This window comes from Kitasatospora sp. MAA19 (assembly GCF_029894125.1).
Classification (GTDB): Bacteria; Actinomycetota; Actinomycetes; order Streptomycetales; family Streptomycetaceae; genus Kitasatospora.
This window is the reverse complement of record NZ_JARXYZ010000025.1, coordinates 17,636-38,209: the sequence shown is the minus strand read 5'-3', so window position 1 is coordinate 38,209 and position 20,574 is coordinate 17,636. Positions and strand designations below refer to the sequence as shown.

General features: G+C 72.6%; 20 protein-coding genes. 2 read left to right on the top strand and 18 right to left on the bottom strand.

Annotated features, from left to right (window positions below; all coding sequences use genetic code 11):
• Positions 1-431 precede the first annotated feature (431 nt).
• Positions 432-2,027, top strand: a complete 1,596-nt coding sequence (locus P3T27_RS29705; RefSeq protein ID WP_280683996.1) for a serine/threonine-protein kinase — start codon at positions 432-434, stop codon at positions 2,025-2,027.
• Between the two features lie 43 nt (positions 2,028-2,070).
• On the opposite strand, the gene P3T27_RS29700 is transcribed toward P3T27_RS29705, so the two are convergent.
• The 18 genes from P3T27_RS29700 to P3T27_RS29615 all read right to left on the bottom strand — a co-directional run bounded on the left by P3T27_RS29700 (position 2,071) and on the right by P3T27_RS29615 (position 19,962).
• The gene (locus P3T27_RS29700) at positions 2,071-2,643 is read right to left on the bottom strand and encodes a hypothetical protein (protein WP_280683994.1); all 573 of its coding nucleotides are present in this window, start codon (positions 2,641-2,643) and stop codon (positions 2,071-2,073) included.
• Positions 2,644-2,678: 35 nt separating this feature from the next.
• Positions 2,679-3,488 carry a PIG-L family deacetylase gene (locus P3T27_RS29695; RefSeq protein ID WP_280684134.1) on the bottom strand — a complete coding sequence of 270 codons (810 nt, stop codon included), beginning with the start codon at positions 3,486-3,488 and terminating at the stop codon, positions 2,679-2,681.
• Between the two features lie 460 nt (positions 3,489-3,948).
• A complete protein-coding gene (locus P3T27_RS29690; protein ID WP_280683992.1) occupies positions 3,949-5,949 on the bottom strand; it encodes an ABC transporter ATP-binding protein in 2,001 nt (666 codons plus the stop codon).
• A 40-nt stretch (positions 5,950-5,989) separates the two neighbouring features.
• Positions 5,990-6,256, bottom strand: a complete 267-nt coding sequence (locus P3T27_RS29685) for a hypothetical protein (protein ID WP_280683991.1) — start codon at positions 6,254-6,256, stop codon at positions 5,990-5,992.
• Entirely contained in the window at positions 6,256-6,504 is a 249-nt protein-coding gene (locus tag P3T27_RS29680) for an NUDIX hydrolase (RefSeq protein ID WP_280683989.1), read from the bottom strand. Before P3T27_RS29680 ends, P3T27_RS29685 begins: the two co-directional genes overlap by 1 nt.
• Before the next feature lie 2 nt (positions 6,505-6,506).
• On the bottom strand, positions 6,507-7,019 hold the full coding sequence (locus P3T27_RS29675; RefSeq protein ID WP_280683987.1) for an HIT family protein: 513 nt from the start codon (positions 7,017-7,019) through the stop codon (positions 6,507-6,509).
• Positions 7,016-7,492, bottom strand: coding sequence for a GNAT family N-acetyltransferase (locus tag P3T27_RS29670; RefSeq protein WP_280683985.1), 477 nt, complete (start codon positions 7,490-7,492; stop codon positions 7,016-7,018). The genes P3T27_RS29675 and P3T27_RS29670 overlap by 4 nt, the downstream gene beginning before the upstream one ends.
• Before the next feature lie 29 nt (positions 7,493-7,521).
• Entirely contained in the window at positions 7,522-7,740 is a 219-nt protein-coding gene (locus tag P3T27_RS29665) for a hypothetical protein (RefSeq protein WP_280683982.1), read from the bottom strand.
• A 2-nt stretch (positions 7,741-7,742) separates the two neighbouring features.
• Positions 7,743-8,225 carry an NUDIX domain-containing protein gene (locus P3T27_RS29660; protein WP_280683980.1) on the bottom strand — a complete coding sequence of 161 codons (483 nt, stop codon included), beginning with the start codon at positions 8,223-8,225 and terminating at the stop codon, positions 7,743-7,745.
• A 44-nt stretch (positions 8,226-8,269) separates the two neighbouring features.
• Positions 8,270-9,157, bottom strand: a complete 888-nt coding sequence (locus P3T27_RS29655) for an aminoglycoside phosphotransferase family protein (RefSeq protein ID WP_280683978.1) — start codon at positions 9,155-9,157, stop codon at positions 8,270-8,272.
• On the bottom strand, positions 9,154-9,600 hold the full coding sequence (locus P3T27_RS29650) for an NUDIX domain-containing protein (protein ID WP_280683976.1): 447 nt from the start codon (positions 9,598-9,600) through the stop codon (positions 9,154-9,156). The genes P3T27_RS29655 and P3T27_RS29650 overlap by 4 nt, the downstream gene beginning before the upstream one ends.
• Positions 9,601-9,656: 56 nt before the next feature.
• Positions 9,657-11,033, bottom strand: coding sequence for an NUDIX hydrolase (locus P3T27_RS29645; RefSeq protein ID WP_280683974.1), 1,377 nt, complete (start codon positions 11,031-11,033; stop codon positions 9,657-9,659).
• A 161-nt stretch (positions 11,034-11,194) separates the two neighbouring features.
• Positions 11,195-12,349 (bottom strand): hypothetical protein, encoded by a 1,155-nt coding sequence (locus tag P3T27_RS29640; RefSeq protein ID WP_280683972.1) that lies wholly within the window; start codon positions 12,347-12,349, stop codon positions 11,195-11,197.
• Between the two features lie 5 nt (positions 12,350-12,354).
• Positions 12,355-14,442, bottom strand: a complete 2,088-nt coding sequence (fxlM, locus tag P3T27_RS29635) for a methyltransferase, FxLD system (protein WP_280683970.1) — start codon at positions 14,440-14,442, stop codon at positions 12,355-12,357.
• Between the two features lie 15 nt (positions 14,443-14,457).
• A complete protein-coding gene (locus tag P3T27_RS29630) occupies positions 14,458-15,717 on the bottom strand; it encodes a lanthionine synthetase C family protein (RefSeq protein WP_280683968.1) in 1,260 nt (419 codons plus the stop codon).
• Positions 15,714-18,578, bottom strand: a complete 2,865-nt coding sequence (locus P3T27_RS29625) for a lantibiotic dehydratase (protein ID WP_280683966.1) — start codon at positions 18,576-18,578, stop codon at positions 15,714-15,716. The genes P3T27_RS29630 and P3T27_RS29625 overlap by 4 nt, the downstream gene beginning before the upstream one ends.
• A 256-nt stretch (positions 18,579-18,834) precedes the next feature.
• Positions 18,835-19,005 carry an FxLD family lanthipeptide gene (locus P3T27_RS29620; RefSeq protein WP_280683965.1) on the bottom strand — a complete coding sequence of 57 codons (171 nt, stop codon included), beginning with the start codon at positions 19,003-19,005 and terminating at the stop codon, positions 18,835-18,837.
• 105 nt (positions 19,006-19,110) lie between these two features.
• On the bottom strand, positions 19,111-19,962 hold the full coding sequence (locus tag P3T27_RS29615) for a TauD/TfdA family dioxygenase (protein WP_280683963.1): 852 nt from the start codon (positions 19,960-19,962) through the stop codon (positions 19,111-19,113).
• A gap of 177 nt (positions 19,963-20,139) precedes the next feature.
• Here P3T27_RS29615 and P3T27_RS29610 point away from each other — a divergent pair, with 177 nt between their 5' ends.
• On the top strand, positions 20,140-20,571 hold the full coding sequence (locus tag P3T27_RS29610) for an NUDIX hydrolase (RefSeq protein WP_280683961.1): 432 nt from the start codon (positions 20,140-20,142) through the stop codon (positions 20,569-20,571).
• The last annotated feature ends 3 nt before the right edge of the window (positions 20,572-20,574 follow it).

Below are 20,574 nucleotides of genomic sequence, written 5' to 3'. Positions count from 1 at the left end.
GCGGATCAAACGGTCACGCGGGCTGGCGCCCGGAAGGCGGCGAAGGTGAACGTAAGGTGCGAATCATGTCGAAGATGTTGGCTATCGAGGCGACTTAGCACCGCAAACCATCCCTAAACGCCCACTCAGAGTGCGGTAAGCGAGGTAATGCCCGTTTCGGGCTTGGAGTTGGGTGAGGGTCCCTGGTCGGCGGGGTGGGTCGGTGGTCAGGCGCGGGGCTGAGTGAACAGGCCGGGTTCGGGTTCGGCGAGGATGCCTCGTGCGACCAGGCACGACCGATACCTGGCCATGTCGAACGGTAGTTGGCCGGGCTCGGGCCATGTGAGCAGCTCGGAGGTGTCGGATCGCAGGGGGTTCTCTGGATCTCCTCGAGGGCGGCCGCCCTGGTCATAGGCTGATGGTCGGCATGGCTTCGTCATCGGAGGTGGTGCGTGGAGCGCGGTGAGCTGATCGCGGAGCGGTACGAGCTGATCAAGCGACTGGGACGGGGCGGTATGGGGGAGGTGTGGGCCGGCAGGGATCGGGTGCTGCACCGGGATGTGGCCGTCAAGATACTGGTGCTTGACGACGGGGTGCAGGTGGATCTGCCGCGCCGTTTTGAGCGGGAGGCGGTGGCCGCCGCGCAGATCGGTCATCCGAACGTGGTCGCCCTGTACGACCGCGGGTTCCACGAGGATCTGTGGTTCCTGGTCATGGAGCGGGTCGAGGGAGCCAATCTCGCTGAACACATCCGCGACGAGGGGCCGATGGCCGTGGCGCGCGCGCTTCAGATCGCCCAGGACATCTGTGCGGCCCTGGTCGCTGCACACCAGGCTCAGGTCATCCATTACGACATCAAGCCGCACAACGTGATGATCACCCCGGACGGCAGGGTCAAGGTCGTGGACTTCGGCATCGCCGGATTCATCCAGGGTGCCTTCACCCTTGCCCGTTCGTCACAACTCGCCCCTGCCGGCACTCCGGAGTACGGCGCGCCTGAGCAGTTCCTCACCGAGCGCGGCGACGCACGCTCTGACCTGTACGCCCTGGGCAGCGTTCTCTTCGCCCTGTTGGCCGGCCGGGCGCCCTTCACGGGTCACAATGGTCTCGCGATCGCGCAGCGGAAACTGGTTGAGGAGGCTCCGCGGCTCGACGCGCTCGGCCTGAACGTGCCGCCGGCAGTGACCCAGCTGGTGTCCGACCTGCTGGAACGTAACCCGGACCGGCGCCCCCAGACGGCCGTGGCGGTCCATGAACGGCTGGTCGGACTCCGGTCCTCTCTGAATGGCACTCCTGGCATCTCTGACGCGACAACCGTGACCGCCGGACCACGTCGCACTCTCATTCCGCCGCCTATCAGGCAGGAGCCTGCTCACGGCGATGCCTTTGAGGTCGCCTGGACCGGCCAGGAGCCGGTCACCGACTACGCTCGCCCGATCTGGCAGGCCTCCGTGTCCACACCCCTCGCGGTGATTTCTGGCGCGATCTGGGCAGCCGACTCTTTCGCGCTGGCCGGGGCAGGAGCCTTTCCCTTCGGGTCGAAGGGCGAGAACGGGGTGGGGGACGGCCTCTGGGGGGTCCTGGGCGTGGTGTGGATCATCGCCATGGCGGGAACGCTCGTGGGCATCGCCGCCGTGGCGAGCGTGAGCGGAGCGAAGAGGCACCACCGACGCATGCTCCCGAACCGAACTCCATGGTCCCTCACCGTCGCCTCGCAGGGCATCGTCACCACGGGCTCATTCGGCCGCACGGTGACCTGGGACCTAATGCAGACGGTCACTGTGGACCGCATAACATCAGAAAAGGCGGCGTACACCTATACCGGACTACGCATCCGCTTGATCCAGAAGTCCAAGGCTAACAGCGTCTATCCCGCGGGCTGGTTCTACCGCAACCGTCCTAACACCAGCTGGGACGACACACTCCCGCTCTGCGTCCTCGGCCCGCTCTCCGAGCAGCAGTACTCCGAGCTCACCAAAACCATCGCCCGCTACGCCGGCAGCCGTTGGCGACCCGGTAATCGTCCACTCAAGCTGTCCAGTTCCTAGAGTCCGCCCCACAGCACGGGGGATACCGCACCCTCAAGGCCAGTTAGCAGGAGCCGACCTTGCCTGACGGCCTGTGAGTCCCATCACTACGGAAGGGCCGTCTGCGCATCGAAATGGGACACTTGCCCACCCGAACGGTAGTGACTCGGGCTGCACCTGCGCAGCCATTCAGTGCGACACGCCTTACGTGGGACACGGTGACTGCCGCAACAAACAGGCCCGGCGACCCGTAGGCACGGAATCCGCCGGGCACCGGGGTGACCGTTTCCGGACGCCACAGCACGGCCGTGTACCAGGGGCGGTGGGCGTTGCGGGCCATCGCGACTGCGCCGGCGCTGCCGTCGGAGCGGACGATCGTGGCGGTGAGGCCGCACTCGCGGGCCAGGCGTTCGATGACGGTGGTGGCCTGGCTGTCCCAGCGGCGCAGCCTCTTCGTCTCGTCGACGATGCCGTCCGCGTCGGTGTCCTCGGGCGCGTCATCGTCGACGAGGACCTCCTGCAGGCACAGGATGTCCGGGGAGACCTCGCGAATCGCGGTGACCCGGGCGCTCCACCCCTCCGTGCCCACGTCGCGGGGGTGCAGCTTGTAGGCGTTGAGATTGGCGATGCGTATCACCGGCTGGCTCCTCATGGTCGGGGCGGGTTGGGCGGTTACTGGCATCGGGGGCTGCATCCTGGTGCCTGTCGGTTCGTCAGGCCGATCCCCTCCGGAGCCGGGGAGGGCTGGGACGGTGCCGTGAGCGACGTGTAGTGCTCGGTTCCGAGGATCCGGTGCCTGACGTCCTCGGGCAGGCGGGCCAGGATCCCGGGGAGCGGGCGCTCTCCCTCGACTTGGCTGCGGTGGGCCGTGATCGCGGCCCATTTCCGGTCCAGCCACTGGCGTACATCGCATGTCACGTTGGCCAGGCTGTCCGGGACGCTCAGCACGGACTTGCCGACCTGGCCCAGGAGTGGCCCGAGGTCGGCGATCGCCGAGTGGGGGTGGGTGGCCATGTGGACGGCGGCGGGTTGCCAGGGTTCCCCGGCGTCCGGGTAGAGGTGTTCGAGTCCGGAGGCGGCGATGGCCAGCAGGGTCACCCGGTGGGTCTGCCGGTGGTCCGGGTGGCCGGTCAGTTGCCCGTAGGCGTCGTGGGTCAGCACGATGTCGGGCCTGACCGCGCGGATGTGCCGCACGACGTCCTCGACCACGCGGTCGACGGGAGCGTCGCACAGCCGCGGCTGGCCGGGAGCGGACTGCGGGACGCGGGCGTCGGCGTAGCCGAGCATCCGCGGTCCGCCGGCGCCCAGGATTTCCAGGGCCTCGGCGAGTTCGGCGGCGCGGTGGCTGTCCTCGGCCCAGGTGGCGGTGACGACCGCGGTCCGGGCCCCGGACGCGGCGTGCTGGGCGAGGATGCCGCCGACGAGGAGCGACTCGTCGTCTGGGTGCGCGAGCACGGCGAGCAGGGACGGCAGTGCTGGCATGGCAGGTCCTCCTTGTTCGGCGGGCGCCGGGCGAGCGGCTGGTGACGGCAACCCGGGTCGAAGGCTTGCGGCGGTCCGGCCGGGCGCGGATTCACCTGGCTGCCGCGGGTAGGTGGAGGGGCGGAGACGGGCGGTGAGGGCGGCCATGTCGGTGGTGAACCGGTCTGCGAGGTCGACGCCGGTCTCCTGGGCGATGACCATGAGCGAGAACAGGCAGTCGGACAGCTCGTGGCCGATGGCCCCGGCACTCGCGGCCACGTCGGCACGGTGGCCTTGGTGGGCCATGACCAGCTTCGCGAGGTCGCCGACGTCGCCGGTGAAACCCAGGACGAAGTCCGACAGGCCCCAGGTACGGCCCAGCTTCCGCCGGTTGGTCTCGTCGTACAGGTCGCGCACTTCGCCTGCGGCGGCACACATCTCGTCCCAGGTGGGCATCGGCTGCTCCGTTTCGGGTGCGTGGTCAGGCGAGATCGGCGGCGGGTGCGGTCATGTTCCGCTGGTCGGGGATCTCGGTGGCGTACTGGCGGGCCTGGAGGAGGTAGGAGGATCGGTAGCCGCTGTTCGGGTCGGACATCAGTTGCGCGTGGGTGCCCTGTTCGGTGAGCCGGCCCTCGCGCAGGACGTAGATGAGATCGGCGCCTGCGGTGGCGGCGAGGCGGTGGGTGATCAGGATGACGGTCAGGCCCTGGTCGGCGAGTTCACGGATGCGGGTGAACGCGGCGATCTCGCTGCGGGCGTCGAGGGCGGAGGTCGGCTCGTCGGCGATCACGAGGTGGGTGGGGCGTCCACCGGGCCCGGTGGTGGTGGCCCGGTGGTGGGTGCGGGCCATGCCGACGCGCTGCCACTGGCCGCCGGACAGCTGGACGCCGCCCTTGAAGCCGCGGGCGGCGAGGGTGTCCCAGCCGTTGTCCTGGGCCTCGATGATCGGGTGCAGGTCGGTGTAGTCGGCCGCGCGCTTGAGCAGGGCCGGGTCGTCGCCGTGCTCGGGGCGGCCGATCAGGACATTGGCCCGCAGGGTGAGCGGCCACTGCTGGAAGCCCTGTTCGAGGACGGCGGAGGAGGCGAACAGCTGGTCTCGGTCGGCGGTCGCGGCATCGACGCCGTCCCACAGCATCCGGCCGGCATCGGGCAGGTAGAGGCCGGTGAGGATCTTGACGAGCGTCGACTTGCCGGACCCGTTGTCGCCGACCAGGGCGACGACCTGTCCGCGCGGGATCCGCAGGGTGATGTCGGACAGGGCCGGGTGCGTGCGGCCGGGGTAGGTGAAGGTTACTCCCTCCAGGGTGATGGCCGTGGGGCGGTGCGGGAGATCGGTGCCACCGGCGGGGATGGCGCGCCGGTCGGCCTCGCGCTGGAGGCGGTCGAGGTCGGTGACGAACAGTGCCTCCTCGTACAGGTTGTTGACGGTGCCGACGAGGGAGGTGATGTCGGCGGCGCCGGTGCGGATGCCGACGACGGCGGTGCCCGCGACGGCGAGCGCCATCTGCCCGTCGTGGACGAGCCAGCCCAGGACGGCGAAGGTCGCGGCGGCGGCCAGCCCGGAGAGGACGGAGGCGAGCAGGGAGGTGGTCGCGGTGGCGCGGGCGAGGCGGTTCTGCTCCTGCTCGGACGCCTCGGCCATCGCGATGTAGTGGCCCAGGATGAACGGGCCGATGGCGTGGACGCGGACCTCGGGCGCGGAGTGAGGCTGGGTGAGCAGCTGGGCGAGCAGACTGGCGGCCCGGTGGTGCTGGAGCCAGGCCATCACGGAGCCGTAGCGGCGCCGGGCGGAGCGGACCGCGCCCCACCCCTTCGGCGCGGCGATGAGCACCAGCATGGGCAGCAGCACCGGGTCGAGGGTGAGTAGAACGCCGCCGGCGGCCACCATGCCGAGCAGGGCGGTGAGGACGGCGATGCTCTGGCCGATCAGGCGCCGCACGGCGGCGGTGCCGTACCTGGCGGACTCCAGCAGTCTGCTGAACTCGGGGTCCTCCACCGCGGCCAGCTCCACGCGGGCCGCGCGGCGCAGGTAGGCGACGGTCGCGGCCCGCTCGGTCTTGGGCTCCAGTCGGCCTCCCGCCCAGGAGGAGACCGCTCCCAGGACCGCGGACAGCGCGGGGGCGCCGCCGATGGCGAGGGCGGCCGGCAGGGCCGCGCGCAGCAGTTGGTCGGTGCTGCCGGAGGCGAACAGGGAGGCGAGGGCGCGGTTGGTGGCGAGCAGGCCGAAGGCGGCGGCCAGCGCCCGTCCGGTTTCGGCGACGGCGATGGCCACCAGGGCCACCCGGTCGGCCTGCCAGGCCAGGCACAGGGCGGTGCGGAGCATGCCGGGGATCTGGCGGGCGACCGTGAGGAAGCTGATCCTGAGCATGGTCTGTTCATGGGAGGTGAACCCCCAGTCGGGGAGCAGCCGTCCGCCGAACAGGAACTGCTCACTGTCGGAGACGTGGTCGGACGGCGTGGGTTCGGACGGGCGGGACTTCAAGCGGTCTCCTCCACAGTGCGGTCGGGGTCGGGCGGGGTCGTCATCCGGGTTCGCCCGGCCGGCGGGGTTCTGAGACGAGGTACTCGGCGACGCCGGTGCGGCGGGCGGTGAGCGAGGCGCGGAGCGTGCGCAGTCGGCGCGGGGTGACGATGCGCTCCCACTCCTCGACGGTGCGGACGGCGAGCCCGCTGTGCTCGGCGGGGTCGGGGGTGATGCGTTCGATCTCCTCGTCGGTGAGCCGGCCGCCGTCGAAGGTCACGCCGATCTTCCAGGGCCACGGTGGCTCCGGCGGGGTGAAGGAGAGCATCAGGAGGCGGGGGGGGCGTCGTCGAGGGCGGCGGGGACGAAGCCGATCTCCTCGGCGGTCTCGCGCAGCGCGCACGTCCACGGATCCTCGCCGTCGTCGAGGAGGCCGCCGGGGTACTGGTATTCGCCCGGGTGGTGGACGGAGGTGAGCAGCAGCGGCCGGTCGTGGCGGTCGGTGAAGAACACGCCGGCGTAGGCGACGCCGTGCGGCAGGGTGGGGACGAACCGCTCGGGCGGGACGAAGACCAAGGTCAGGCTCCTCGCTGGTCGTGACGGCTGGGATGACCGAGCCGGGTGCGCAGGTCGGCGGCGAGGCGCTCGGCCCGGCCGGGGTCGTCGGGCAGGACGCCCGCGCCCTCGGCCATCAGCGCGTGGAACTGCTGCTGCTCGTACGGGGTGCCGGGCGGCAGGGCGGCGATGTGCCAGTGGACGTGGGCGTTGCCCTGCCTGCTGCCCAGGCTCAGCACGTAGAGGCGTTCGGTCGGGACGGTCGCGGCGAGCGCGGTCGCCACGCGGTGCACGACCAATTGCAGGGCGAGGTACTGGTCCTCGGTGAAGCCGCTGATGGTGTCCTCGACGTGGGCGCGCGGGGCGACCAGGAGCTTACCGGGCAGGGTGGGGTAGCGGTCGAGGAAAGCGACGTGGACGCCGTCGTCCAGAACGATCCGGTGCTCGTACCCGGGCTCACCGGCGAGCATCGAGCAGATGAAGCACGGGCCGCCGCGGGCCCGCTCGTTGTAGGCGTCGAGGTCGATGGCGGTCACCGCGTCCAGCCTTCCGAGCCGGGGCGGAGCGTCATGTAGCCGTCGACGGGGTCGAATCCGAGGGTGCGGTAGAGCGGGGCTCCGGTTTCGGTGGCGCGCAGCTCGATCGAGCCGCAGCCGCTGTGCTGGAGTGCCTGGACCAGGGCGGTGGTGACGGCGCGGGCGTGTCCGCGGCGTCGGTGGACCGGGTCGGTGGCCACGGTGTGGATCCGGGCCCACCGGCCGGTGGGGTGGGTGGGGCCCCGATAGCCGCGGTAGACGATGCCGATGGCGCAGGACGCCAGCGTGCCGTCGTCGGCGGGGACGACGTAGGCGAGCAGGTTCGGGTCGGTGCCGAGCCGGTGACGCATGTCGTCGCGGAAGGTGGTGCGCCAGTCGTCGGTGAGCCGGGCGCCGTCGAGCACCGCGACGCGCAGGCGCAGCAGCTCGTCGGCGTCCTCGGGGCCGGCGGGGCGTACGGGGGATCCGGTCATGTGGGCTGCTGCCTCCAGGGTTCGGTGGGTCACTCGGGTGGTTGTCCGGGGAGGTCGAGGCGGACGAGGTGTTGGTCGGTGCCGCCGTCGGGCCGGTGCACGGTGCGGTAGGCGTACGGGACCTGGCTGGTGGGGAAGGTGACGATGCCTTCCTCCACGACGGGCCGCCGCTCGGCGATGGCCCGCAGCCGGGCGTCGGTGTCGGCCGGCAGCTGCGGTTCGGGCGGGCGGCGGTGGCGGCCGGCCATCCTCAGCCCTGGACCAGGTCGCGGGGATCGGCCCCCTCGGCCCAGCCGTGGGTGGAGAACCCGCGGCCACCGGACAGGTACGCGGACAGCGCGGCGTGGGAGGACGGGAACATCGGCAGCGGCAGCCCACTCTCGGGCGACCACACCACGGCGAGGTGCTTGCCGGGCTCGGTGTTCGTCAACTCGCCCTGCCACGCAGTGGCGAGGAACACCGACAGCAGGAAGGGGCCCTTGCCGTCCCAGCCCTGGCGGACCTGGATCGTGTGGACCAGCCGCAGGTCGCACGGGTCGACGACCAGCCCCGTCTCCTCCGCCAGTTCGCGGGCGGCGGCCTCGTCCAGGCGTTCGCCGACCTCGACCTTGCCGCCGGGGATCGTCCACACCGGCGTCTCGTTCCAGCTGTTCGTCGCGTAGTTGATCGTCGCGACCCGGCCGCCACTCCGGTCGTGGACGATGACGGCCACCGCCTGTCGCAGACTCTCCACAGCACTACCTCCAAGGACACTCGACGAAAGGGGACTTGGGGACTTCACGGGGCCGACGCCGGTGCGCGCAGCAGCTCCAGGACGGTGCGGGCATAGCCGAGGATCTCCTCGTCACCGTGGTGGTCCAGAGCCCAGCGCAGCGCCGCGGGGCAGTCGATCGCGGCCCACGCCCGGCACGCCGCCCACTCCGCGCTGCTCAGCGCGCGCCCGTACCCGGTGAGGAACGCCGTTCGCAGGTCCGGGCGGTGCGGGGTGAGCTGGAGCATCACGCGCATCAGGTCGCGCCGCACCGGCTCCTCGACCTGGGTTCGCTCGAAGTCGATCACGCCGACCACCAGGGTGCCGCCGTCGTGGCGGACCAGCCAGTTGCGTGGACCGAAGTCGCCGTGGCAGCAGGCCGGGGAGACGTGCGGTGGCTCGGTGCGGGTGGCCTGGGCCAGCACCTCGACGTCGGCCTCGGGCAGGCGGGCCTCGCGGGCGCGGGCCAGCGCCCGCTCGCGCTCCCGCACCCACGGCAGCCGCTCCCCGACGGGGGCGTCCGCCGTGGGCTGGGTGTGGATGCGGGCCGCGAGCTGCCCGGCCTGCCGGTACACCTCCAGCTCGTCGGCCTCGGTGAGCGCGCTGGTGATGACCGGGGTGCCCGGCACGGCGGTGGTGATGACGAGCAGCGCCTGCGGGTCCTCGGCCAGCAGCGTCGGAGCGCGGCCGGGGCCGAGGGCCGGTGCGAGGTGCCGGTAGGCGGTGGTCTCGCGGTGGTGCATGAGCGTGTTCTTGTGCCGCTTGGCGAACAGCCGGCGGCCGTCGGCGGCGAGGATCTCCCACACCGCCGCGCGGCCCTGCCGGTCGACCGACCGGGTGGCCAGCGCCTCGTACGGTCCGGCGGTGCGGCGAAGCAGCAGGTCGACGTCGGCGGGGACGGCGGGGACGGTCATGAGGTCCAGCCGTCGAGTGAGAACGGTTGGCGTTTGGAGACCTGCGCGAGTGCGGCGGCTGTATAGGGGACGGTGTTCTCCGGAGGGTTCGTCGGATCTGCCCAGAGAAGCCGAGCGCACTTGTGGGGCTCGCGGTTGACCGGCTCGCCGCGCCAGCTGTCGGTGAGGAAGAAGAAGCCGACGCGTCCTTCCCCTTCGGGGCTGCGGTGATGGACGACGTGGGCGAAGGCCAGCGCGGCTTCGCCGAGTTCAACGCCGACCTCCTCGGCGGCCTCGCGGATCGCGCCGGCGATCACGGACTCTCCTTGTTCGAGGTGCCCGCTGGGCGGGCAGAGCTGACCGTCCGCGTAGCCGGTGTTGGCGCGTTCCATGAGGAGTACACGGCCGTCGGCCCTGCGCAGGAGCACGTAGACATCGACGACGCTGCGGTAGCGGCTGGTCATGGGGATCTCCCTGGCTCCCGCCGGAGCGGTTGGCGGGTGGGTTTTGTGGAGCCGGCTCAAGAGGTGGTTTTCGACGGCGGGTCGGCCGCGTCGGTCAGCAGGGGCAGGTAGTGCTGCATGTACGGCGGGACCTTTAGGTCGAGCACCTCAGCCAGGGGGACCATGCGTACGGCCAGGCCCTCGTCACCGAGGCGCAGGTCGCTGTCGGGGCCGTCCCAGACGGCGTGCAGGACGCGGGTGAGCGGGAGGCCGAGGTCGTGGTGCGGGCCGGGGAGGGGCCGCAGCCCGGTGATCTCGACGCCGGCCTCCTCGCGGACCTCGCGCACCGCGCTCTCCCGGGCGCTCTCGTCGGCCTCGCGCCAGCCGCCGATCGGAGTCCAGTAGCCGGGCCAGGCCATGCCTGGCCTGTCTTCGCGCAGGTGCATCAGCAGTCGACCCGCGCGGTCGGTGACGAAGACCAGGACGCCCTCGAAGTCGTCGCCATCCGGGGCGGGGCGCTCCAGGTAGAGCGGGACACCGCAGCGGTGGGCGCGCAGCACCTGCCGGAGCCGCTGGTAGTGGGCGGAGGTCATCCGGGAGCGCCAGTCGTGGGCCGTCTCGAACCGGAACTCGGTGTGCTCGGCCGGATCGAGCCGGATCCGGGCCTGCTGCTCCGCGGTCAGCGTGCCGCCGTCGAACACGTAGCCGGCGACCGGGACCGGGTAGTCGGCGTCGGCCTGCGTGTGGATCACGGCGACCAGGCGCCGTCGGGCGATGATCTCCGGGTTCTCCGCAGCGAGGTCGAGACCCAGTTCCTCCTCGGCCTCGCGCAAGGCAGTGGTGAAGGGGCTTTCACCGTGCTCGACGTTGCCGCCGGGGAAGTTCCACACCTCGGGGTTGATGGTGGAGCGCATCCCCAGCACGCGGCCGTGCGGATCGGTGACGAGGAACGAGCCGTAGGCGCTGGGTCGGGCGATGGTGGTCAGGTAGCCGCCGACCGGCCGCCAGCCGGGGATCGCCAGGCGGCCGGTCAGCCACTCGATCACCGCGCGCTGACCGTCGCTGGTCGTGGGCAGCCGGTCGGAGGGAGCCCACTGATGGTCGTCGTGGTCGCCGGAGAGGACGACCGGGGTGCCTTCCGGCACGACGGCGGTGAAGACGAACTGCCTCACCTGCAAGCCGCGCTGGTTGGTGAAGTCCAGGTGCCGTGCGTACTCCAGCGTCAGGCCGGTGAGCCCGGTCTCCTCGGCCAGCTCCCGTGCCGCACCCGCCGGGACGGGTTCGCCGTCCTCCCGACCACCGCCCGGGTACTCCCACAGGCCGGGCAGGACGTCGTGTGCGGCCCGGCGGATCATCAGAATCCGGCCGGAAGTGTCGCGGACCACCACACCGACGCCGATCCGATCGGCGCCCTCGCGGAAGGCGAGGTCGGTCAGCACGTCGAAGTCGATCACCGGTTGACTCCTCGGTCTCTCGGGCGGACACAGCCCGCCAGCCGGCGCTGGTCTTCGCCGTGGCTCCTGCGGACACAGCCGGCGCGCGGGCGGGCAAGTGCACTGAGCCAGGGCGCTCCGGCACCCAAGTTGCTTTCTGTGGAACTGAGTTAAGGAACGGCCTAGAGGTTGGCGGCCTCCGATGATGGTGCTGTTCGAGTGTGGCGTTCAAGCGGATTACCTCCGGGCGAGCCCGGGTCGAACGGGGAGGTTTCGAGCACCTCCCGGGCGCGGGCGAGGGCGTCCTCCAGCTGGCCGCGGACGGGCTCGGGGAGGGTGGCGGAGCCCAGCGCGCAGGCGGCGAGAGCCTGTTCGAGCTCGGCCGTTCGGCCGGGTTCGAGGTGGTCGCGGACGCCCGGGTGGCCGAGGAGGTCGCGCAGCGCGTAGCCGTCGCCCATTTCACCCGTTCGGCTGGACAGCTGCTCGATCAGGTTTCGGGCGGCGGGCGTGTCCGGGCCGACGGCGTCGAGCGCGTTCAGGGCGAGGCGGGTGGTGAACACGGCCAGGCCCTCGTCCGGTTCGAAGGCGAGGCAGTGGTCGATCGCGGCCTCGGCGGCACGCTGGTCGCCGGGGTAGCACAGCGCGGTGAGCACCGCGGTGACGGCGTCCTCCCACGCCTCGCCCGGCTCGGTGGCGGCCAGCAGGGCGAGGGCGCCGGGAAGGTCGTCGGCGGTGGCGCGGGCGAGGACGGCGACCTGGCGGCCGTCGAGGATGCGCCGGCCGATGCCGCGATGCTCCTTGATGTGGCGCAGGGCCCTGTTCCAGCGGCCGGCGGAGGTGAGGGCGCGGGTGCCGTCGGCGAGGACGACGCGCCACAGCCACTGGCGGACCTCGCCGCGCTGCTCGTCGGTCTCTGTGAGGTGGGCGGGGACGGCGATGCCGTCGAGGGAGGTCTCGGTGTCGTTGATGACGGCGCGGTAGAGGTCGCGGAGGAGGCGGTAGCCGTGCTGGGGGTAGCCGGCGCGGATGTGGAGGCGGGCGATGTTGACGACGGGTTCGAGGCCGCGGATGGCGCTCATCGCGGGGAGCGGGCCGCGGGTGAGGTAGAGGGCGGCGTGGCGGTGGCACAGCTCGCGGGCGTAGTCGGTCAGGGCGAGGTCGGAGGCGAGGAGGGCCGCCTGGTTGAAGACGGTGGACGCGAGGCCCGGGTCGGCCTGCCGGGCGGCAGTGTCGGCCAGCTCGCAGAGCCGGCCGACACGGGAGTTCAGGGGCAGGCACGCGGGCCGGTGGCGTGCGACCAGCGGGAAGCGCTGGGCGGTCGATCCGGTCGGGTGCACGTGGGTCACTCCCAGATGACGGTGATCGGGTGGTTGGGGCGGTCCAGGACGAAGCGGCCAGCGCCCGGGTCCGCAGTGGCAGGGTTGTCGGGGAGTTCGAAGCGCAGGGTCCGGCCTCGGAAGCCGGCGTTCCAGGTACGGATCTCCTCGGCGACGAGGTCGGCGAGCAGTTCGCCGGCGGGGCCGTGGCCGATGGCGCCGGTCTCGTACGTCTTACGGCCGTCGGCATCGGGCTCGCCGGGGCGCAGGGTGAGGTAGGCGAGGGAGTCGGCGTGGATGGTGGCCATAGCGCCCCAGCCGAACATGGGGTGCACGCCGCGGTCGCGGGCGTTGCCGGTCACGCTCATCCGCATGAGGGAGGTCGGGAGCCGGAGGGCCAGCCACAGGTCCTGGTACTCGTAGGTGGTGCCGGCCGGGATGGTCACGCCGCTCCAGGCGTCGTAGCGCTCGCCGTCGAGGACGCCAGCCAGGAGTTCGGCGTTGACCGCCTCGTCCTGGTCCTTGTGGACCTGGAGGGTGACGTCGCCCTCGCCGGTGAGGGTGACGGTGCGGCGGGCGTCGTCCATGCTGCCGCGCAGTGGCATGAAGACGGCGAGCCGGTCGTTGACGGACGCCCAGGAGTCGCCGTGGCGCTCGAAGGCGATGACCCGGCTGGCGGTGCCGCGCAGGCGCAGTGGCAGGACGATACGCCCGGTGGGCTTGACCTGCTGAAGCCAGGCGGTGGGCATCTCGCTGGTGCTCACCGTGGCGATGACGCGGTCGTACGGGGCGCCGTCGGGGTACCCGAGCGCGCCGTCGCCGAGAACCACGTCGACGTTGGTGATGCCGGAGTCCGAGAGGTGCTTGCGGGCGCCGTCGACGAGGTCTTCGTCTACGTCCACGGCGACCACGTGCCCGCTGGGACCGACGATGGTGGCCATGTAGGCGGCGTTGACACCGGTACCGGCCCCGGCCTCGAAGATCTTCTCGCCGGGCTGGGCGCCGAGCTGTCCGAGCATCATGGCGACGATCGCGGGCTGGGAGGCGGCGCTGATCTGGGCTCCGGAGCCGTCGGTCTTCGTGTAGATGGGGTTGTCCGCGTAGGCGACCTCCAGCGGGAAGCCGGGCAGGAAGGGCTCGCGGGGCACGGCGCGGAAGGCGGCCTCGACCGTGGCGGTGCGGATGGCGCCCTGGTCGAGGAGTCGGTCGGTGAGGGCGGCGCGCAGCTGCTCGGCGGCCGGGGTGGCGGAATCGGTTTCGTTGCCGAGGGTAGTCATGTGGGCGACCTTAGTGGTGGCGTGGATGGTGGAAGCCGAGGGCGCGGGGCCCTCGTCGGAGTGGAAGACGGCGTCCAACGCCCGTGCGGCCATGGCGGCTTGATGGTCGACCGGCAGGCCGGAGCGGTTGGCGTGGAAGAGAAGGTGGTGCGCGAGGACGGAGCGCAGCCCGCGGGTGAGAACGCCGTCGCGGGCGAGGCGGGCGAGGTCCTGCCCGGCCTGCTGGAAGGCGTGGACCCAGCCGCCGTGGTGGGCGAGCGGGGTGGTGTCGCGGGTGAGTGCCCAGGTGTCGAGGTGCATCAGGTGCTGCATGGCGGCGGTCAGGGTGGCCGCCCGCTCGGGCGGCACGGGGGCGGGGGCGTCGCGGAGCATGGCGAACTTCGCCCAGACGTCGCCCTGTTCGTACCAGTCGAGTCCGGCGGCGCGGAGCATGGCGGAGACGAGGACGGCGACGGTCTCGGCCCGGCCGAGCGCGGGCGGGCCGGGCTCGGCTGCCCGTGCCAGCAGGTGCCGGCTGTCGGCGTGGAAGAGTCGGTGGGCGACCTCCATGGCTTCGGGGCCACCGAATGCCTCGGTCTCCGGTTCGTAGATCACGGTGGCCCAGCCCTCGACGAGTCCCCCCTCGACGAGCGTGTCCAGCAGCGCGGTGACGGCGGGCTCGGGCGCGGCGGCGCGGTAGCGCAGCCGCAGGCCCTCCTTGCGCATGTACCACCAGCCGTCCAGCGCGCCGGAGTCCTGGGCGGCGTTGAGGACGGGGGCGAGGCGTTCGGCGGCGAGGCGCTCGGGTGTTTCCCGGTGGGCGGGGGTGATGGTGTGCTGGATCCAGTCGGTGGTCATCGGATCGGTCCTCGGTCAGGCGATCAGGAGGCAGGCATCCCAGCGGGTCGCGGGAGTGGTGCCGATGGCGGGGGCGAGCAGGGTGAGGGCGGTGCCGGCCGCGCCTTCCAGGAACGCGGGTCCTGCCGTAGTGAGGAGGCGGCGGGCCTGTTCGTCGGGGTCGGTGTGCGGCGGGTGGATGGTGTCCAGGAGCAGGTCGGCGGCCGAGCGGAGCCGGGCGGCGTCGCGCGGGGAGGCGTCGGTGGCGGCGCGGTGGGCGATGTGGGCGAGCCCGGCGTAGCCGTGGCAGGCCGACAGGTCGGTGGTCGCGGCGAGCGCCTTCGGGTCGACCAACGCGGTGGCGAGGGCGGTCTCGGCGTCGTGGCGCAGGCGGGGGTCGTCGATGGCGAGGGCGGCGAGTTGCTGGGCGCGCGTGACGCCGGCGGTGCCGTAGCACCAGCTCGGCCGCTGCGGCGGCATTGGCCTGCGGGTGGGGCCGGTCAGGTGTGCGGGTGTGACCCAGTACGGCCAGGTGTGATGGTCTCGCCAGCGCTCCAGCCAGGCCAGGATCGTGCCGATGGCCTCGCGTTGTCCGTTGACCTCTACGCCGTGCCGCAGCGCGAGGGCGAGCAGGGCGAGGGGACCGGCGATGCCGTGCGCCACGCCGGTGTTGGCGTGCCCGCCAGGGAAACGCTCGTCCGGCTTCCCGGACGGTCCGCTCGCGGTCCACCAGCCGGGCAACAGCTCACCGTTGTGCTTGACGTCCTCGGTGAGGCGGACGAGGTAGCCCAGGACCCGGCGGATCGCGTCGCCGTCGGGGGCCAGGCACAGGAGTACGGCGCCGAGGCCAGCAAGTCCGCGGATGGTGTCGAACTCGGCGAGTACCGGCAGGTCGCCGTGGTCGATCCGGGCGGTGGCCTCGTCGCAGCGGCGCACCGCGTCGGCGGTCACGGCCTGGTCGAGGTGGTCGAGGGCGCGTTGGTGGGAGCCGAGGCGGGCCTGGGCGGCGCAGGCGAGGGCGTGCGCGAGCGCCGGAGCGCCGTAGTACAGGTAGCTGTCCGCTCCGCTCGTCACCGGGACGTCGGCCGCGACCGACAGCCAGGCGCGTACCGGCTCCCACGGGCCCCGGCCGGTGGCGGCGCGTTCGATGTGGAGCAGGGCGATGCCGGGCGCGCCGTGGGCGAGGGACTGGCGCCACTGCGGACGGGACGTCCACGCCTCCGGCGCGTCGGCCGGGTCGGCGAGGAGTTCGGCGATCCGGTCGGACAACCGAAGAGCGGGGTGCGGGGTGGTCATCGGTCACCGTCCCGGGAGAGGTGGGCGAGGGCGGCTGCGCGGGCCAGGTAGAGGACCTGGGCCTCGTCGTCGAAGTCGATGCGGTGTGCGCGGACGAAGCTGCAGTGCAGGAGGGAGCCGAGGACGTCGTCCGCCTGCACGCCCTGGGTGTGGGGGCCGGGGAAGTGCCGGCGGTAGGCGTCGAGGGCCTGGTGGCGCCGAGCCCAGGCGTCGGCGATGGCGGAACCCCCGGGCTCGGCGCGTAGCGCGGCCCAGTTGCGGGCCGGGTCCGCGAGGCGCACGGCCTCGCGGAAGACGGGTCTGGGCACCGTGGCCGGGGCTTGGGCGGGGACGTTGTCGACGAGCCAGCGCAGTCCGGCGGTGGTGGAGCCGGTGAACCCTGCCGCAGTGGCGAGCGCGTGGGCGGCGAGCAGTGCCTGCCGGCCGGGCAGCGCGGGCTGGGACAGCTGGGCGAGGACGGCGGCGGAGTCGGCGCGGAAGACCTCCTCCGCCGCGGCCCAGGCCGGGCCTTCTCCCCACCGTCCGGTCTCGGTGTACGAGGTGGGGTACACGACCTCGGACAGCAGTCCGGCCTGGTGGAGTTCGGCGGTCCAGGTGCTGATCGCGGTGGTGGCGGGGCCGAAGGCGGCTGGGGAGGGCAGGGCGATGCGCAGCCGCAGGTGCTGGCGCGGGTCGCGGAAGCGCACGAACCACCACTTCGGGTTGCCGAGCCGGTCCAGGAGGTCGGGCAGGTGCCGGGTGAGGACGGTGTCCTGGCGCTCCAGGTCGACGTAGAGGGAGGCGAGGAGCACCCGGGAGGTGCCCGGGGCGTCGCCGTGGCCCCGCGGCAGGATCCGGGCCGGGGTGGGCTTGGGCAGGCGCGGCCAGGCCGGAGAGCGGGTGGCGGTGGCGGGAACAACGATCTCGTGGGCCCGGCCGCCAGCCCAACCGAGGTCGGCCGGATGGGGCTCCTCGACGAGGACCGCGTGCGGGGCGGAGCGCAGGTGGTCGCGCAGCAGGGCCCGGTGGCCGGGGTGGTCAAGGTCGAGCGGCAGGCCCTGGCTGTCGGCGGCCAGCAGCACGCGCCGCGGTGCCCGGCGCCGCTTCATCCACGACGTGAGGGCCTCGTCCCACTGCTGCTGCGGAGCGTTGCCTGCGGGGAGCTCGGCGGCGGTGAGCCGCCAGGCGGCCGGGGAGAGGATGACTCGCCGGTGCCGTAGCCGGGGCCGGAACGGCAGTGTGCGGAGGGAACCCCAGTCGAAGCGGGTGACCTGCGCGGTCTGGGCGCGGGACAGCTCGGTGATCAGCCGGGCGAGCGGCGGGGTGTGGGTGCGCAGGTTGAGGGCGTGGGTGGCGGCGGCCTCGACCCGCACGCCGAGCGCCGGCGCGGCCAGGTACATGCGCCGACCGTCGCAGCCCACCGCCAGGTCCTCGGGGCCGAGGACGCTATCGCCAGCGGGGCGGTGCTCGGCGAGGCTGATCACCAGCTGGCCCGTCGGCAGGCTCCGGGCGACGTGCCCGGTAGCCGCGTCCAGCGGAGGGAACGAGAGCTGCGCGGTGACGGCGTGCTCGTCCATCGTCGGCAGGTTCGTCAGCAGGTCGGTGAACGCCGTCCGGTGCCCGGGTTCGAGGAGGTGGAGGAAACGGCCGACCGAGACGCCGGCGGCCCGGGACACCGAGACCACCTCCAGCCGGAAGTCGCCCCGGTCGAGCGCCTCCTGGCTGAGGGCGTGGACGCGGGCGACGATCTCCAGGTGCGGAGGCAGGCGCGGCTCGTCCGGGCCCAGATGGAGGGAGGCCAGCAGCGCCTCGTCGAGGACGACCTCGCGCGCCCCGTCGAGAGCGGCCCGCTGGGCGAGGGCGGCGAGCAGTTCGTCGCGTTCGTCGAAGCGCGGCTTCTCGGCGGGCCGGGCGCCGGGGTAGCCGTCGGGCCAGCCGATCCCGTTGTCCGCCACCACATCGAGCAGCGGCACCAGCGCGCCGCGGCCGTAGCGCTCGTAGAACTTCTGGTGGTACGCCCGCCACGCTGCCGTGCCGTTGGGAGCGGCGCTGAGCCGGGCGAGCAGCTGGGCGGCGCGCGCGGCCTCGTCGGCCACCGTCTGAGGGAGGACGAGGTCGGCGTCCAGCCGCAGGTCCACGGCCGACACGAGCAAGCCGTGCCCGGAGGCACTGGTGGCGCGTAGGTCTGCCAGGGGCTCGGCCGCTACGGCGACTTCGTCGGCGCCGGCGTTCTCCAGGGACGCCAGGATGTGCCCGAGCGGGTCGGGCTCGGTCGCCGGGGCATGAAGGTTCGTGATGAGCACCTGCTGGGCGACGAGCTCGGACAGGATGCCGGTGACCTGTTCGGCGTTCGCGGTGGGGAACTCGGCATGGACCTTGTCGGCAAGGCCGCGGAACCGGAGCGGCCGGCGCGCGGCGGCGAGGGCGAACGCGACGGGGCGGGTGTGGCGCAGAGTCGTCTCGGCCGCAGACGTGCCGCCGCCGGGCCGGGCGAGCGGGCGGTGGGAGACGACGAGACGGTCGCCGCGCACCTGGACGGTGGTGTTCGCCGTCACGTCCAGACGGGCCAGCACGGAGGGGCAGCGCTCCAGCTGCTCGATCGCCCGGGCGATCCGGGCCGCCGAGGTGCGGGTGACAACGTGATGCCCCTCGCCCCAGCGCAGGTCGCAGGACGGTCCGAACGACGCCGCCTGCACGCCGGCGAAATGCCCGAACGGGGTGGGGCGGCCGGCAGCACGAACCAGGTAGCGGGCGGTGGAGAGTACAGCGCGCCGCACGTCTCGCGGCGCGGGCGAGGGGGTGGCGGTCAGCTGGGCGACGCGACGGGCAAGGACCGGGCTGGCCACGCCGAGGGCCTGGGCGAGCCGCCTGTCCGCCCACACCGCGCGCAGCCATCGCGCTCGCTGGCCCGTCGCCGCGGGTGCGTCGCCGCGGGTGCGTCGCCGTCAAGGTCGGGCCAGGCGGGAACCTGCAGGTCGGGGTGGGCGACGGCGCGCACCAGCGCCACGCCGGCGGAGCGGTAGGGAGCCGTGGAAGCAGGAGGGCGCATGGCCGCGGACCTCGCAGTCGGAGACGGAACGGGACGGTGGTGGCGGCCGGTGCCCCGGGAGGTCGTCCCCGGGGCACCGGCCGGTCGGGTCAGTGCAGGCCGGTGGTGCAGGCGCCGCAGGTGCTGCCGCAGCCGTCGTCGGTCAGGGTCTGCAGGCTGGCCGCGTCGGTGGTCTCGACGGTGCGGACGTCGAGGTCGAACTCCTCGCCGACGGCGGCGGGCGTGGTGGCCTTGGTCTCGGCCGTGATCTTCTGAGCCATGGCGGCTCCTCCTTGAGGGTTTTCCTTGTGAGACCTGGAGCCGGGGCGCGGGACGCGCCCCGCGTCACCAGGAGACGGTGAGGCGGCAGTGCCGCGCGCCGACGGTCAACTGCGTGCGGTGAGCAGCTGTTCATCGAGATCGCCCGCGCGGCGGGTCACCTCGTGCAGGGCAGTGGGGCGAGCCGTGGACCACGGCGCGGGGAAGCCCGGGCCGAGGCCGAGCGCGGAGTGCGGATCGCCCAGAGCGCGCAGTATCAGCCGCTCGCCCGAGAACGCGGTGCGGCCGTGCAGCAGACGATGGTTGTCCAGCACGACACCCTGCCCGGGGGCCAGCCGCAGCCGGCGGGTGTTGCGGTCGATGGCCTTGCGAAGAGCGGGCAGGTGCGCGTCCGCTTCGGGCGAGAACCGGGCGAGGCCGTCCTGACGCAGGCGCAGCCGCCAGCGGCTGGCGGGCAGCTGCTGGAGGACCGGGGCGAAGTGGCCGCCCGATCCGCCGAAGTAGGCGGCTCGCTCCGCGGAGAGCGCCTCGATGGCGGCAGGGTGGTGGGCGGCCAGCTCGGCGAGGACGGCCTGGCCGTCCACCAGCAGGCTCTCGCCGCCGGTGTCGCCGGCGCGTGCGCACGCCAGCAGGAGCAGACGGGGCGGATCCGGGTGCTGCGCGCACTCGGTGTGCAGGGGCAGGGTGCCGCGCCCCAGGCCGGCGAAGCCCGGCCGACCGTCGTGGCGGCCGGTGTCGCGGATGACGGTCAGAGAGTCCGGGTCGGCATCCCGGTGCTTCCACAGCGAGGACATCAGCCGGCCAGCCGCGATGAGCACGTCGTCGCGCCCGCCCAGCCTGGCGAGCCGCAGCACCCCGTGCTCGCTCAGCACCGCTCCGGCGTGCTCGCGCACTGCTCCGTGCAGCACGCCTGCGGTGAACTCCTCGCCGCTGGTGCCGTTGGTGTCGGAAGACGGCATGGTGGATCTCCCTCGTAGGACCGAGTGGGTGGGAGGCGACACACTCTCCACGCCCCACCGCCCCGATGGAAAGTGACAGATTGTCAAAGCGAGATCACCGGACAGCTGGACGTCGCGCCGCCGTGCGACTGCTACGTTCGACGAGCCCGTGCCCGCCCGTGCACCCCGGAAGAAGCGATGACCGGACAGACAGAACAGCCCTATGTGCCAACGGCCTTCCCGATCTCCATCAAGGGCGTCGTGCTCGACCCGCAGCAGCGGGTGCTGCTGCTGAAGAACGAAAGGGCCGAGTGGGAGCTGCCCGGCGGGAAGCTGGAGGGGACGGAGACCCCCGAGGAGCGGGTGGTCACGGAGATTCAGGAGGAGAGCGGCTGGACAGCGACCGCTGGCCCGCTGCTGGATGTGTGGATGTACGAGCCGATCCCCGGCCGCAAGGTCTTCATCGTCACCTACGGCTGCACCGCTACCGACGCACACCGGCCCCCGGTCGTCAGCCACGAGCACAAGGAAGCCGGCCTCTTCCGCCGCGACGAGGTGCCCGGCCTGGTCATGCCGCAGGGCTACAAGGACTCCGTCGCCCGCTGGTACGAATTGCGGGACCGGGTCTGAGCG

Excerpts from the sequence above, each read along its gene's own strand:
- P3T27_RS29695 (WP_280684134.1), bottom strand. The coding sequence starts at position 3,488 with ATGCCAGCACTGCCGTCCCTGCTCGCCGTGCTCGCGCACCCAGACGAC.
- P3T27_RS29685 (WP_280683991.1), bottom strand. The coding sequence starts at position 6,256 with ATGCTCTCCTTCACCCCGCCGGAGCCACCGTGGCCCTGGAAGATCGGC.
- P3T27_RS29670 (WP_280683985.1), bottom strand. The coding sequence starts at position 7,492 with ATGACCGGATCCCCCGTACGCCCCGCCGGCCCCGAGGACGCCGACGAG.
- P3T27_RS29665 (WP_280683982.1), bottom strand. The coding sequence starts at position 7,740 with ATGGCCGGCCGCCACCGCCGCCCGCCCGAACCGCAGCTGCCGGCCGAC.
- P3T27_RS29655 (WP_280683978.1), bottom strand. The coding sequence starts at position 9,157 with ATGACCGTCCCCGCCGTCCCCGCCGACGTCGACCTGCTGCTTCGCCGC.
- P3T27_RS29650 (WP_280683976.1), bottom strand. The coding sequence starts at position 9,600 with ATGACCAGCCGCTACCGCAGCGTCGTCGATGTCTACGTGCTCCTGCGC.
- fxlM (WP_280683970.1), bottom strand. The coding sequence starts at position 14,442 with ATGACCACCGACTGGATCCAGCACACCATCACCCCCGCCCACCGGGAA.
- P3T27_RS29630 (WP_280683968.1), bottom strand. The coding sequence starts at position 15,717 with ATGACCACCCCGCACCCCGCTCTTCGGTTGTCCGACCGGATCGCCGAA.
- P3T27_RS29620 (WP_280683965.1), bottom strand. The coding sequence starts at position 19,005 with ATGGCTCAGAAGATCACGGCCGAGACCAAGGCCACCACGCCCGCCGCC.
- P3T27_RS29615 (WP_280683963.1), bottom strand. The coding sequence starts at position 19,962 with ATGCCGTCTTCCGACACCAACGGCACCAGCGGCGAGGAGTTCACCGCA.
- P3T27_RS29610 (WP_280683961.1), top strand. The coding sequence starts at position 20,140 with ATGACCGGACAGACAGAACAGCCCTATGTGCCAACGGCCTTCCCGATC.